This is a genomic window from Pseudomonas sp. GW821-FHT07G10, assembly GCF_059418545.1.
Map to the genome: position 1 here is coordinate 98011 of NZ_JBWKQB010000005.1, position 13979 is coordinate 111989.

A 13979-nucleotide genomic window follows, 5' to 3' on the forward strand; every position below is an offset into this window, starting at 1 on the left:
TATCGTATTTTGAAGATTGAGCAGCCTCGGCTGCTCTTTTGCTTTATGAGAGAACACCCATGACCGCCGTCGAAAACCGCATCCTGGAACTGCGCGCTGAGCTGGATCAGCACAACTACCGATACCACGTCCTCGACGAGCCGAGTATTCCGGACGCCGAGTACGATCGGCTGTTCCATGAACTCAAGGCGCTGGAAGCGGCGAATCCCGAGCTGGTTACCAGTGACTCGCCGACCCAGCGAGTCGGCAGTGCGGCGCTTTTGGCATTCACTCAGGTACGCCACGAAGTGCCGATGCTCAGTCTCGGCAATGCCTTCGAAGAAACCGACATGCGCGAGTTCGATCGTCGGGTGAACGAAGGCCTCGACCTGCCAGCCGGCGATTTGTTTGGTGGTGGCGCGGCGGTGGAATATAGCTGCGAGCCGAAGCTCGATGGCCTGGCGGTCAGCCTGCTGTATCAGGATGGCGTGCTGGTGCGCGGTGCGACCCGTGGCGACGGCACCACCGGCGAAGACATCAGTGTCAACGTGCGAACCGTGCGCAACATCCCGCTGAAGCTGCAAGGCAGTGGCTGGCCGGCGACTCTGGAAGTGCGCGGCGAAGTCTATATGTCAAAGGCCGGTTTCGAGCGGCTCAACGCCACGCAACTGGAAGTCGGCGGCAAGACCTTTGCCAATCCACGCAACGCCGCTGCCGGCAGTCTGCGGCAGCTGGACTCGAAGATCACGGCTAGCCGTCCATTGGAGTTTTGTTGCTACGGCCTTGGACAGGTGTCGGTCGAGTTTGCCGATACCCATATTGGCAATCTGCTGCAATTGAAAGCCTGGGGCATGCCGGTCAGTCGCGAACTGAAACTGGCCACGGGTATCGACGAATGCCTGGACTACTACCGCGATATCGGTGAGCGCCGTAATGCGCTGCCCTATGAAATCGACGGGGTGGTGTTCAAGGTCAACAGCTTGGCGTCGCAGCGCGAACTCGGTTTTCGGGCTCGCGAACCACGGTGGGCTATTGCCCATAAATTTCCGGCGATGGAAGAGCTCACCGAGCTGCTTGACGTGGAATTCCAGGTGGGGCGCACCGGTGCCGTGACTCCCGTAGCGCGCTTGAAGCCGGTCAAGGTCGCAGGCGTCACTGTCTCCAACGCCACGTTGCACAACATGGATGAGGTGGCCCGGCTCGGCCTGATGATCGGTGACACAGTGATCATTCGTCGCGCAGGTGACGTGATCCCGCAAGTGGTGCAAGTGGTTACCGAACGTCGCCCGGAAAACGCCCGGCCGGTGCAGATTCCCGAACACTGCCCGGTGTGTGGCTCTCATGTCGAGCGCACGCAGCTAGTGAAGCGCAGCAAAGGGCGCGAAACCGTCAGCGAAGGCGCAGTCTATCGCTGCGTCGGCCGACTGGCCTGTGGAGCACAGCTCAAGCAGGCAATTATCCATTTCGTCTCGCGGCGTGCCATGGACATCGAAGGTCTGGGCGAAAAGAGTGTCGAGCAACTGGTGGATGAGGGGCTGGTGACGTCGCCGGCGGATCTTTACACCTTGAGCTTCGAACAGATTGTCGACCTTGAAGGCTTCGCCGAGCTGTCCAGTAAAAACCTGCTCGACGCCATCGCCGACAGTAAAAAACCGGGCCTCGCTCGCTTCATCTACGCACTGGGTATTCCCGATGTCGGCGAAGAGACCGCCAAGGTGCTCGCTCGCTCGCTGGCGTCCCTGGAACGCGTTCAGCAAGCGTTGCCGGAAGTGCTGACGTACTTGCCGGATGTCGGGTTGGAAGTGGCCTACGAGATTCACAGCTTCTTCGAGGACAAGCACAACACCACGGTGATCGAGCAGTTGCTGGCGCGTGGCCTGGATATTCAGGACCAGGGTGAGCTGGGTGCAGAGTTCGCTGCCAGCACGACCCTGGGAGGCTTGATCGACAAGTTGCATATTCCTTCGGTCGGCCCGGGCGGAGCGCAGAAACTGGCCGACAAGTTCGGTTCGCTCGAAGGTGTCATCAAGGCCGACTGGCTGGACATGCGTCAGGCGCTTGCCGAGAAGCAGGCGAAAGCGGTGCGTGAATTCTTCGATCATCCTGGGCACGCTGAGCGTGCGCTGCAGATCGAGACGCAGCTCAGAGCCTTTGGCATGCATTGGCAGAGCGAAAAGAAGGTCGTCGAAGGCCTGCCGCTGGCCGGCCAGACCTGGGTGCTGACCGGCTCCCTGGAGCTGATGAGTCGCGACATCGCCAAGGACAAGCTCGAAAGCCTGGGCGCCAAGGTGGCGGGTTCGGTGTCGGCGAAAACCCATTGCGTGGTGGCCGGGCCAGGTGCCGGCTCCAAACTGGCCAAGGCCAATGAGCTGGGATTGAAGGTGCTGGATGAAGAGGCATTTGTCGCGTTTCTGGGCAAACACAACATCGATGTCTGAATGGGTGATCGTTCCCACGCTCCGCGTGGTAACGCATCCCGTGACGCTCTGCGTCACAGCCGAAGGCGATTGCTGCGCATCCATGGCGGCATTCCCACGCAGAGCGTGGGAATGATCGGGTTCTAAACATGATCCAGTCTTGGCAGGCCCCAGGGAGAGATCGCCATGTACCGCTTCTTCGAACAGCTGAGCTCACGCATCACCGCCCCCTTCATGGGGGAGAGCAGCCGCAACAGTAAGGTCTGGCATTGTCGCTGCGGACAGTCGTTGTTCTTTCGCAACAGTCAATGCCTGGCCTGCCTGGCAGCGCTGGGGTATCAGCCGGAACTGGGGCGCTTGTCATCGCTGCAACCTGGCCCGCAAGTGGATACCTGGCAACTCGATGCGCAACCGCAAGCGGGGCTGTTGCGTCGCTGCGCCAATCTCGATACGCCGGCAGCCTGCAACTGGCTGCTGCCAGCTCACAGCGCAGGCGTTCACTGCGTTGCCTGTAGTCTGAATCGCACCATCCCCGACCTGTCGATCCCCGAGAATCATGAGCGCTGGCGCAAGGTGGAAACTGCCAAGCGTCGCCTCGTCGCGCAGTTGCTTGGCCTGGGTTTGCAGGTCATCCCGAAAACCCAGGATGAAGATGTAGGTATTTCCTTTGATTTCGTCGGTATGGATCTTGAAGGAAAACCGCCGACCACCGGCCACGCCAACGGCCTGATCACCCTCGATGTCAAAGAGGCGGATGACGTCTATCGGGAACAGGTCCGTGTGCAAATGCACGAACCGTATCGCACCTTGCTCGGGCATTTTCGTCATGAAACGGGGCATTACTACTGGGACCGGCTGATCGCCAGCCGTCACTGGCTCGAACCATTCCGCAACCTGTTCGGCGACGAGCGCGCCAGCTATGTCCAGGCGCTGGAGCGACATTACCAGCAGGGCGCGCCGGGCGATTGGCAGCAGGGCTATGTCAGCGCCTACGCCACCATGCACCCATGGGAAGACTGGGCGGAAACATGGGCTCACTACCTGCACATGATGGACGCGGTCGACACCGCTCTGGGCTTCGGCATGAGCGCCCGGGAGATGGATTTCGACTACCAGCCATTCCCGCTCGAGACACTCTACGACCCGCAGCATCCCGGTGGCGCGGCATTCCTGTCCTTCATCAACGCCTGGATCGAATTGGCAGGCATGCTCAATGAGCTGTCACGCAGCATGGGGCAGCCGGATTTCTATCCGTTTGTCCTGCCACCGCCGGTCATCGCCAAATTGCACTTTATTCATCTGGTCATCCAGCAAGAGGGTGGCCGGGCGGATGATGTGTTGCAGGTGTAGGCGCTGCCGCAGGTTCGGGCCGCGTTCGGACGATCTTTTCCAGAGCAACGCAGGTCCTTGACCTTGCTCATATTTTTTATCTGAAACCGACGGTTGTAAGTTCTTGTCAGATCGGTACAATGGCGCGGCTCGCCACTGGCGAGCGTCGTTATGGTGACCCCATCGGTCCCCCCGCAACGATCAGCCGTGAACCCGGTCAGGCCTGGAAGGGAGCAGCCGCAGCGGTGACATTGTGTGCCGGGGTGTGGCTGGTGGGGTTGCCACCTATCTCTAAATCCTTGATTCTACAAGGATTTGTCAGTCAAAAATCTCGAAGTGTGACAGCGTTCAGGTACACCGAAGTGGTGCACCATACGAGGCGGGTCAGCTTCACGTTCGCACTCTTCAAAGCCTCACTGCATCTTCTCATTTTCTGCACGCTCCAGTTTCCTTGCTGTGGCATGTCTGCACGCTTTCTCGCTGCTGGCCTGGGTTGGCAAACTGCCTTGCGTTGAGTGCGTCGTGAGAGTGGAGGGGGATAGCAAATTCACCGTAGCCATTTATCACGACCAGGAGTCTTGGTGGCCCGATCAGGAATAATTTCCTGCTGCTGCTCTTGTGTTTGCCGGAGTAATCACCTTAGGCAAATCGAATATCTGGTCATGTTGTTATGAAGATTCGATATTTGCGCGGTTTGCCATTTGGTCCTATTTGTTATTAGCGACAAATGTTTGATTCGATCAAGTTGTAAAGCATGAAAACGCCAGAGCACAAAGATAGGTGTGTATTTAGCGAGAAATCGTGAGAGTGTCAGCATTTTGTCTTGCCGGAAAGTCAGGCAGGGACGGTCTTCGATCTTGCTTTTAGAGTGTTTGCAGGATGGAGCTTGAAGCTTAATCGCCAGTCCCGGCTATGATGATCAGTGATGACGCAATCACAGCATCGAGAATGCCAGTGGGTCAGGGGCGTGTAAGTCAGGTCGCCTCGACATGGATTTGGGTTGCTTTCCAGGCAGGAGTGTGTGGCATGAGTTCATTGTCTGCAGTACTGCAGTCGAGGCGGGTCGGATTTTATAGCGGAGTTGTCCTCGCGGGGGTGTGGGGTGTTTTTGCTTATATTCATTTGACTCAATTTCAAGAAACGCATAAGTGGACTCTGCTTTTGTTCTGTATCTCCGAAACGCTGACAGCGGTTTTGTACGTTTTTCGAAGCGAGCCAAAGACGGTTTCGGTCATTCCTGTCGACTGGTTGATGGCGGTGGTTGGGACTTCTGCCCCGTTATTTTTCCGCCCCGTGGGTTGGGGGGTGTTCCCTTCGGCAAGTGCTCTGATAGTTGTGGGCATGACAATTCAGGTGCTGGGTTTGATTTCTCTAAATCGCAGCTTTGCACTCGTTGCAGCAAAACGGGTTATCAAGACTGCGTGGATGTATCGCGTGGTGCGTCATCCAATCTATGCCAGTTACTGTCTGATGTACACGGGCTATATATTGGCCAATACATCGCCGGCGAATGTCACTATCTATGCAGTAACTATCTGTTTTCTGATCGCGCGAATATTTCGAGAGGAAGCGCATCTTTCTCTCGATCCCTTATATCGAGAGTATATGCAGGGTGTTCGTTATCGGCTTGTTCCATTCGTATTTTAGTCTCCGAGAGTTGGCTAACACGCTTGCAAGACCGCCTGGTCAGGAGTAGCCGCAACGATGAGATTGTGTGTCGGGGGGGCTGATGGGGTTACCACCTTGACGTCAGGCCTTCGTTCAGCAAGGCTTCTTTGCGCAGCCCCCCCGATTTTCTCCTCTCTGTACGCTCATCGATCCTTCTGGATCAGTGTTTGACGCTGTCTGATTTGTCCTTTTTCGTGATCAGTGACGCGTCACTCGGGCGCAAGCGCAAATACCCGCAAGCGATGTCCGTCCGGATCCAGCGCAACGAAGGTGTAACCGAAATCCAGCGCAATCGGTGCCTGGATTATGGGCAGTCCCTGCATGGCCCACTCTGTATACAAGGTGTCGACGCTCTGGTTGTCGGCAACCGAAAACGCCAGTTCACCGCCACCGCCCGCAGCCTGGGCTGCCGGCTCCACCGTATGCCGGGACCAAAGTCCGAGCTTCAGGCCTGAATCCAGAGCAAAGAGCGCGAAGGTCGGTGACAGTTCGATGGGTGGCTTGTCCAGCAGGCGACTGTAGAAGTTGGCGCTGGTCGCGGGGTTGTCGACGTAAAGCAGAAGATAGTGACTGGCGTTCATGGTGACTCCCTTGTCCTGATTGGGGTTATGCAGTGCGCTCAAGTTTAGTGCTGCGCGCTGTCAGTTCCTGTCAGGAGTCATTAGCAAAAGAGGAGGCGGATTTATCGGGATCGATAAGTCTGCCTCCTCTTTTTTGTTGCTTTTGTTGCTCGGCTCTCAAGGCTTGGACAAGGCTAGGTCTACCGCTGCTATCAGCTTTCCCAGATCCTTCGGGGTGGCTTTGTGAATGACACCGAACAAATAAGCTCGCTGTTCGTCTTCGTCGCCTAAATCCGCGAAAAAGGCTTTCAGCTTTACCCCCAGCACATCGGCGAGCAGGAACAGGGCTTCCACGCTGGGGGTATAGGTGCCGGTTTCGAAGCGGCTGATGGTTTTAGGATCAAAACCGGTTTTCTCGCCTAGTTCAGCCTGAGTAAGCCCTGCTACCTTGCGGTAGCGCCTGATGGCTGGACCCAAACTTGAAATGTGCATTGCTCAATTCCCATTTAGAATCAAGAACTTAACGATAAATCCTTACATTGTACAACGCCATGATTCATCACCTTGCTTTGCAAAATGTGATGTATTTCGTAGAATTGACGCTTAAGACGGGTATTTGGTGATCTGGTTCCAGAAGGCGGGTTTATGGAACAGGAACTCGTTGCATTTGCGTTGTGCCTTTAAACCAGGGACCCGGCAGTGGCGAAAGGGCTTCGTCAATCGTTGCCGACACTGCGCGCTCCAGCCTTGCCTGATTTAATCCTGGTTGATCTTCACCGATCCGAAGTGGAAACGCCGTATAAAACGCTGTGTTGCAGGTAACCGGGCGATCAACCCGGTTGTACTGCGCCGTCAGGGAAAGACGCGAATCATCCGGTCGCCAGTCAAGTCTGGGGCAGGGCATATCGAATGTTGTCTATGGAGTTTTAACGTGCGTCTGAATTGGCCATTCCCTTCTGTTAAACAGGTTCTTGCGGATCCGCTGCGGCTTTTTTTCGCCACCGATTGCAATGGCCCTGGCACTGAGCCTGAAAGCATCTCCTCCGGGTTCGCCCTGGTCGAGCGGTTCAACCGCTAGCGACAGCGAGCCTGACTCATGGATGAGCGATACCGTAGGGCTGTGGATGCAGCCGCCATTTTCTCCGAAACTGACCTTGCGGGGCGGATCACCCATGTCAACGACCAGTTTTGTCTGATCTCCGGGTACAGCCGAGAGGAGTTGCTGGGCGAAAACCACCGGATGCTCAGTTCGGGACTGCATCCTGCCGATTTTTTTACCTCGATGTGGCGCACCATTGCCCTGGGCAAGGTCTGGAAAGGCGAGATTTGTAACCGCGCCAAGGACGGTACGCTGTATTGGGTCGACAGCACCGTGGTGCCGTTACTCGACGATGAGACCGGGCGGGTGCAAAGGTATGTGTCGATTCGTTTCGACATCAGCGAGAAACGTCAGCTCCTGCATTCTCTGCAATGGCGGGTTGGCCATGATGTGCTGACCGGTCTGCCCAATCGTGCCTTCCTGTCCGACCTGCTCGATCAGGCGCTGGCTTATTCCCGGCTGGAGAATATTCCGCTGGCGGTATGCATGCTCGACCTCGACGGCTTCAAGGCCGTCAACGATGGTTACGGCCACGCCAGCGGTGATTTGTTGTTGGTGGAGGTGGCGAAGCGATTGCGCACGATCATTCGCGGTGAGGATGTGGTGGCGCGGTTGGCGGGTGACGAGTTCGTGCTGATTTTGCGCTACGTGCGCGATATCCCTGAATTACGCGCTGCATTGAATCGAGTGCTGGGAGCGATATCCACGCCTTATTCGATACTCGACAAAGAGATCAAGGTGTTCGCCAGCATCGGCGTCACGCTATTCCCCGCCGACAACGAAGATGCAGAAACCCTCTTGCGTCATGCCGATCAGGCCATGTACGTGGCCAAGCAGGGGGGGCGAAATCGGTTCCACTTGTTCGACGTGTCCCGCGACAGGGAGGTCAAGGTGACCCACCAGACCGTCGAGCGGGTGCGTCAGGCGTTGGCCAGGGGGGAGCTGTGTTTGCACTTTCAACCCAAGGTCAATATGCGCCGCGGTTCCGTCGTCGGTTTCGAGGCGTTGTTGCGCTGGGAACATCCACAAAGCGGGATGGTGCCGCCGAAGGAGTTTTTGCCACTGGTGATGGAAACGGATCTGATCATCGACATCGGCGAATGGGTGATGGATCAAGTCATGACGCAATTGTATCAATGGCAATTGGTGGGGCAGAGCTGGCCAGTCAGCATCAACATCGCTGCCCGGCATTTTCAGCGGGCGGACTTTGTCGAGCGGCTCAAGGGCGTGCTCGAGCGTCATGCCCGGGTGGCACCACAGCTGCTCGACCTGGAAATAGTCGAGTCGGTCGCCATCGAGAACATCCAGCATGTCAGTACGTGTCTTGAGGCGTGCCAGGCGTTGGGAGTGCAGTTCTCTCTTGGCGATTTTGGCACCGGTCACTTTTCGCTGAGTTACCTCAAGCGTCTGCGCACGCAAACCATCAAGATCGACAAATCATTTGTCCGCGACATCCTCAGCGACAAGGATGATCTGGCCCTGACCACGGCCGTCATTGGTCTGGCCCGGGCTTTTGGTCGGGAGGTGATCGCCGAGGGACTGGAAACCCTGGAGCACGGTGAGTTATTGCTGCGCCTGGGCTGCGAAGTGGCTCAAGGCTATTTCATAGCCCGGCCGATGCCCGCCAGCGAAGTGCCAGGCTGGGTGGCGACCTTCAAGGCGCCGGTGCAATGGCAGGCGCTGGAGCGAGCGGTCTGACCGTCACTGCCTGCGAGCGGTTTTGCGCAGCGTCCGGCGGTTCGTTAATGCCGGTGTAGAGTTTGATGATGCCATCGATTTCCCCGGACATCTTCATCTTCACCAGTGTGCGCAGAATGCGTTGTACCGGCAATTTCGGGTCGTTGCGTACATAACAGCCGACATTTTGCTCCTGTAACACCGCGACGCCATGCAGTTGTTTGTCAGGCATCAGCTTGTGATTGAACCAGTCCAGCGTCCATTGGTTGCTCACCGCATACTGATAGCGACCGGCCAGGAGTTTTTCCAATACCTGTTCTTGATTGCGTGCATCGTCGCGCTGCAGTTGGCCGTTGTCGAACAGCGGCTGCAGGCTTGGGTAGCTGTAGCCGAGCACCGTGCCGATATTCTGCAAGGGCAGGTTCGCAGGTAACACGAACGCTGGCAGGTTTTGCGTACTGACCAGCAGATCGCGCTGAAACAGCAGTGGAATGCTCCACAGATAGTCGCCTGAGGGGTTGGGCAGCCAGGATTGCGCGGCATAGCAACGAACATCGATGTCGCCATGCTCCATGGCGCTTTGCACCCGGGCACGGGCCAGCACGTGAAACTCGGCAGGGTGGCCGACCTGGGTCGCCAGGCTCAGCATCATGTCATGTAAAATACCCTGGGTCGGCTGGCCGTCTTCGATTTGCACCATGGGCATGGCCCAGCTGTCGGTAACCGCGAAACGCAATGGCGCTTCTGCGGCAAAGCCGCTTGCGGTAATCAGCAGCAAAGCTCCCCAGGCTAAATGCATAAACTCTCCGGCAAGACCCCGGCAAGGGTCGAAAAAAGCCTACTCTAGAGCAGCTTAGCCAGATTAGACGAGCGCACCGGATGCAATTTCGCCCTTGCTCCGCTAGCATTACCGGCTTCCGCTTCCCAGTTGCGACGGTTTTCGATGAGTTATCAGGTTCTTGCACGTAAATGGCGTCCGCGCTCGTTCCGCGAAATGGTCGGCCAGACCCATGTGCTCAAGGCTCTGATCAATGCCTTGGACAGCCAGCGGCTGCACCACGCCTATCTTTTTACCGGCACGCGCGGGGTGGGCAAGACCACCATTGCGCGGATCATTGCCAAATGCCTGAACTGTGAAACAGGTATCACGTCGACGCCGTGCGGCACCTGCTCGGTATGCCGGGAAATTGATGAAGGGCGTTTTGTCGACCTGATCGAGATCGACGCCGCGAGCCGGACCAAGGTCGAGGACACCCGTGAGCTGCTGGACAATGTGCAGTACGCGCCAAGCCGCGGGCGCTTCAAGGTCTACCTGATCGACGAAGTGCACATGCTTTCCAGCCATTCGTTCAATGCGCTGTTGAAAACCCTCGAAGAGCCGCCGCCGTACGTCAAATTCATCCTGGCGACCACTGATCCGCAGAAACTTCCTGCGACAATACTGTCGCGTTGCCTGCAGTTCTCCCTGAAAAACATGACACCGGAGCGTGTGGTCGAGCATTTGACCCACGTACTGGGCGTCGAGAACGTACCGTTCGAAGAGGATGCGCTGTGGCTGCTGGGCCGCGCTGCCGATGGTTCGATGCGCGACGCCATGAGTCTGACCGACCAGGCGATCGCTTTCGGTGAAGGCAAGGTCATGGCCGCCGATGTGCGGGCGATGCTCGGTACGCTTGATCACGGCCAGGTCTACGACGTACTACACTCGTTGCTCGACGGCGATGCCAAGGCGCTGCTTGAAGCCGTTCGCCGTCTGGCCGAGCACGGTCCGGACTGGAATGGCGTGCTTTCGGAAATCCTCAACGTGCTGCACCGCGTCGCTATTGCCCAGGCATTGCCTGAAGGCGTCGACAACGGCTATGGCGACCGCGACCGGGTACTGGCGCTGGCCCAGGCCTTGCCGGCCGAAGATGTGCAGTTCTATTACCAGATGGGGCTGATCGGCCGCCGTGATTTGCCGCTGGCGCCGGACCCGCGCGGTGGTTTTGAAATGGTCCTGCTGCGCATGCTGGCCTTCCGCCCGGCAGACACACTGGACGCGCCGAAGCAGCCGCTAAAGCCAGTGGGGATCAGCCAGGCCACAGTTGATTCCGCAAACTCCGTGGCTGCCGCGCCTGTCGTTACGCCGGTGGCTGTTGCCCCTGCTGCGCCTGTTATCGCTGCACCGGTCGAGCCTGTCGCTGCGGTTGCGGCGCCAGCTCCAGAGCCGGTTGCCCCTGTCGTGGCGCCGGAGCCTGCACCGGTGTTTATGCCGCCGGTTGTGGAACCTGCGGTTGTCGCCGCTGAAGTGGTGGATCTGCCCTGGAACGACCCGGTAGAGCCGGTGATCGAGCAACAGCCGGCGGTAGAGCCGATGCTTGAGACCGTCGCCGAGCAGCCTGATTTGACCCCGATGCCTGTGCCGACGCCTGACAGCGCGGTGCCGGATGTGCCCGAGTGGGTGGCAGCACCTGTCCCTGAGCCTTCCGTTGCCCAGGTCGATGCGGCCACACCAGGAATGGATCTGGATGACGAACCGCCGCTGGATGAGGACTACATCGAGCCGGACATGGATTCGGCGTACAGCTATCTCGATGACCTTGCCAGCGAACACGCTGCCGAGCCGACCCCGGAACCCGAGCCCGCACCAGCGTTGCTACCGGCGACCGGTCTGGCTCTGGAGTGGCTGGAATTGTTCCCGAAACTGCCGATTTCCGGCATGACTGGCAGTATTGCCGCCAACTGCACCTTGATTGCAGTCGATGGCGATCACTGGTTGCTGCACCTGGACCCGGCGCATAGCGCGCTATTCAACGCGACCCAGCAGCGCCGCCTTAACGATGCGCTGAATCAGTATCACCAGCGCACGCTGACCGTGAGCATCGAGCTGATCAAGCCCGAGCAGGAAACCCCGGCCCAGGCAGCGTCCCGGCGCCGTGGCGAGCGTCAGCGCGAGGCCGAAGAGTCGATCCACGGTGATCCGTTCATCCAGCAAATGATGGAACAGTTCGGTGCGGTGATCCGTAACGATACTATTGAACCTGTCGAGGCTCTGGTCAGTCAGGGCTAATAACTCAATGGCGTCCGGCCTGATCGGCCGGGCGCAGTTTTTATCCAAGTACTTTGAGGTGATTCCCATGATGAAAGGTGGCATGGCCGGCCTGATGAAGCAGGCGCAGCAGATGCAGGAAAAAATGGCCAAGATGCAGGAAGAACTGGCCAATGCCGAAGTGACCGGCAAAGCTGGTGGCGATATGGTGACGGTGGTGATGACCGGTCGTCATGACGTCAAGCGCGTCACTGTGGATCCGAGCCTGGTTGAAGGCCTGAGCGAAGATGACAAGGAAATGCTGGAGGCCTTGTTCGCTGCCGCCGTCAACGACGCCGTGCGCAAGATCGAAGCCAACAGCCAGGACAAAATGTCCGGCATGACCGCTGGCATGCAATTGCCACCGGGCATGAAGCTGCCGTTCTAAGTCGCCTTGGCGAGTTGGATGCACAACAAGAATGCCAGGCAATGAGCCTGGCATTCTTGTTTATGGCGGTTGCTTCGAGAAAGGCAGGTGGGCTCAGTGAATGCTCGACGCCAACTCGAAGATCGGCATGTACATGAGAATCACGATCACACCGATCAGCAGGCCGATAAAGGCCATCAGCAGCGGCTCGAACAGGCGCACGAACCATTCGAGCCAGCGGCTGATTTCCTCGTCATAGAAGTCGGCGCTGCGCTCCATCATGTAGCCCAGATTGCCTGATTGCTCACCGGCCCGCAGCAGACGCAGCGAAACCGGTGTGGTCAGCACGTTGTGCTCCAGCGCGGCGGACAGCGCGTGTCCCTCGCGGATACGCTCGCTGGCCGAATCCAGCCGGGTTCTGGAGCCGACATTGAGCAGCCCGCGCACCATGCCCATGGCGGTGAGAATGGGGATACCGCCTTGCAGCAATATCCCAAGTGAGCGGTAGAAACGTGCCAATTCGTACATGACGATCCGCCGATGGATCGCCGGTACACGTTCCAGTACGCGGTCGACGCCGCGGCGAAAGCGCGGCTGACGCATCAGCAGCCCCAACGCCACGATAGTTGCGAACAGGCTGGCGAAGAACTCGGTCTGATGGTTGTGCAGGAACATGCCGCTGGACATCAGCACCTGCGACATCCAGGGAAGGTTGGAGCCCAGTCCTTCAAAGACCAGGCTGAACCGCGGCACGACGTAACCCATCAGAAACAGCACCACACCGCCGCCGACAATCAGCAGCAACACCGGATAGATAGACGCGCTGACGATCTTTTGCCGAACCTCATTCATACGCTGTTGGTAGACCACATAGCGGCCAAGGGCTTCGCTGACGTTGCCGGTTTTCTCGCTGGACTGCACCAGCGCGATGTACAGCGGTGGGAACACTTCCGACAACTGGCTCAGGGCCTGGGAAAAGGATTTGCCTTCGTATAACAGTCGTACCAGTTCGCTGAGGGTCTTGCGTGCCTGGGGTGCGGTTTCTTTTTCCGCCAGGCTTTCCAGGGCGTCGATCAGCGCCAGGCCCGCGTTGAGCAGAGTGGTCAATTCCTGACTGAACAGCAGCAGGGGAAATGCCTCATGACGCCGCCAGGCGCTAAACCTCCAACGCTGTTCGGCACGCAGGCTGATCAAACGCAGCCCCTGTTCCTCGGCCATGTGTCGGGCTTCGACGGGGCCTTGCGCATCGACCACCAGCGCGCTGATGCCACCTTTGCCCATGACCTTCAGATGAAAACGCATGACGGTGCCCTCACTCATTGCCAACTGGTGATTTCGGCGTTTTCGCCTTCGCCACCGGGCTGGCCATCCTTGCCCAACGACAGCAGATCGTATTCGCCGTTCTCGCCGGGGCAGCGATAGATGTAATTGCGCCCCCACGGGTCCAGCGGGATTTTTTTCTGCAAGTAAGGCCCGGCCCAGCGCGGTTCGTCACTAGGTGCGGTATTCAGGGCAGCCAACCCTTGTTCGCTACTGGGGTAGTGCCCCAGTTCGAGCCGGTACAGATCCAGCGCTTTTCCCAGGCCTTCGATCTGCGCCTTGGCCACCTTGGCTTCGGAGCGGCCCAGCTGACTGAAATATTTAGGCGCAACGATCCCGGCCAGCAGGCCGAGGACCACCAGTACCACCAGCAATTCAAGCAAGGTGAAGCCGCTTTGCTGCCGTCGGGTATTTCGATGATGACCGGACATGTTGACCTCCTTGAGTGGGTAGGTCTGCTTATGCAATTGCTGTGCTCGCGGTCCTGTGTTGCTCT

General features: G+C 58.1%; 11 protein-coding genes and 1 other RNA gene. 7 read left to right on the forward strand and 5 right to left on the reverse strand.

Going from position 1 to position 13979, the window contains the following annotated elements; translation table 11 throughout:
• The first annotated feature begins 59 nt into the window (after nt 1-59).
• From ligA to AC07O1_RS09410, 4 genes are all read left to right on the forward strand, one after another.
• The gene (gene ligA / locus AC07O1_RS09395) at nt 60-2417 is read left to right on the forward strand and encodes an NAD-dependent DNA ligase LigA (RefSeq protein ID WP_495088591.1); all 2358 of its coding nucleotides are present in this window, start codon (nt 60-62) and stop codon (nt 2415-2417) included.
• Between the two features lie 165 nt (nt 2418-2582).
• Nucleotides 2583-3746 carry a zinc-binding metallopeptidase family protein gene (locus AC07O1_RS09400; RefSeq protein WP_495088592.1) on the forward strand — a complete coding sequence of 388 codons (1164 nt, stop codon included), beginning with the start codon at nt 2583-2585 and terminating at the stop codon, nt 3744-3746.
• Nucleotides 3747-3906: 160 nt separating this feature from the next.
• Nucleotides 3907-4003, forward strand: an RNA gene (ffs, locus tag AC07O1_RS09405) — signal recognition particle sRNA small type.
• A 748-nt stretch (nt 4004-4751) separates the two neighbouring features.
• The gene (locus AC07O1_RS09410) at nt 4752-5372 is read left to right on the forward strand and encodes a methyltransferase family protein (RefSeq protein ID WP_495088593.1); all 621 of its coding nucleotides are present in this window, start codon (nt 4752-4754) and stop codon (nt 5370-5372) included.
• 230 nt (nt 5373-5602) lie between these two features.
• Here the strand turns inward: AC07O1_RS09410 and AC07O1_RS09415 are convergent, their stop codons facing one another.
• Entirely contained in the window at nt 5603-5974 is a 372-nt protein-coding gene (locus AC07O1_RS09415) for a VOC family protein (protein WP_495088594.1), read from the reverse strand.
• Between the two features lie 156 nt (nt 5975-6130).
• On the reverse strand, nt 6131-6445 hold the full coding sequence (locus tag AC07O1_RS09420) for a helix-turn-helix domain-containing protein (RefSeq protein WP_494992360.1): 315 nt from the start codon (nt 6443-6445) through the stop codon (nt 6131-6133).
• A 604-nt stretch (nt 6446-7049) separates the two neighbouring features.
• Between AC07O1_RS09420 and AC07O1_RS09425 the strand changes: the two genes are divergently transcribed.
• Entirely contained in the window at nt 7050-8750 is a 1701-nt protein-coding gene (locus tag AC07O1_RS09425; RefSeq protein WP_495088595.1) for a putative bifunctional diguanylate cyclase/phosphodiesterase, read from the forward strand.
• Here AC07O1_RS09425 and AC07O1_RS09430 read toward each other — a convergent pair.
• Nucleotides 8707-9528, reverse strand: coding sequence for a substrate-binding periplasmic protein (locus tag AC07O1_RS09430; RefSeq protein WP_495088596.1), 822 nt, complete (start codon nt 9526-9528; stop codon nt 8707-8709). The two genes, AC07O1_RS09425 and AC07O1_RS09430, sit on opposite strands and share 44 nt — an antisense overlap.
• 144 nt (nt 9529-9672) lie before the next feature.
• On the opposite strand from AC07O1_RS09430, the gene dnaX reads away from it, so the two are divergent.
• Together dnaX and AC07O1_RS09440 are read left to right on the forward strand one after the other, a co-directional pair.
• Complete coding sequence (gene dnaX, locus AC07O1_RS09435) at nt 9673-11778, forward strand: DNA polymerase III subunit gamma/tau (protein ID WP_495088597.1); 2106 nt, start codon at nt 9673-9675, stop codon at nt 11776-11778.
• Between the two features lie 67 nt (nt 11779-11845).
• A complete protein-coding gene (locus AC07O1_RS09440) occupies nt 11846-12184 on the forward strand; it encodes a YbaB/EbfC family nucleoid-associated protein (RefSeq protein WP_347905073.1) in 339 nt (112 codons plus the stop codon).
• A 93-nt stretch (nt 12185-12277) separates the two neighbouring features.
• On the opposite strand, the gene AC07O1_RS09445 is transcribed toward AC07O1_RS09440, so the two are convergent.
• A complete protein-coding gene (locus AC07O1_RS09445) occupies nt 12278-13465 on the reverse strand; it encodes a type II secretion system F family protein (protein WP_495088598.1) in 1188 nt (395 codons plus the stop codon).
• 14 nt (nt 13466-13479) lie between these two features.
• Nucleotides 13480-13914, reverse strand: coding sequence for a type II secretion system major pseudopilin GspG (gene gspG / locus AC07O1_RS09450; protein ID WP_495088599.1), 435 nt, complete (start codon nt 13912-13914; stop codon nt 13480-13482).
• Between the last annotated feature and the right edge of the window lie 65 nt (nt 13915-13979).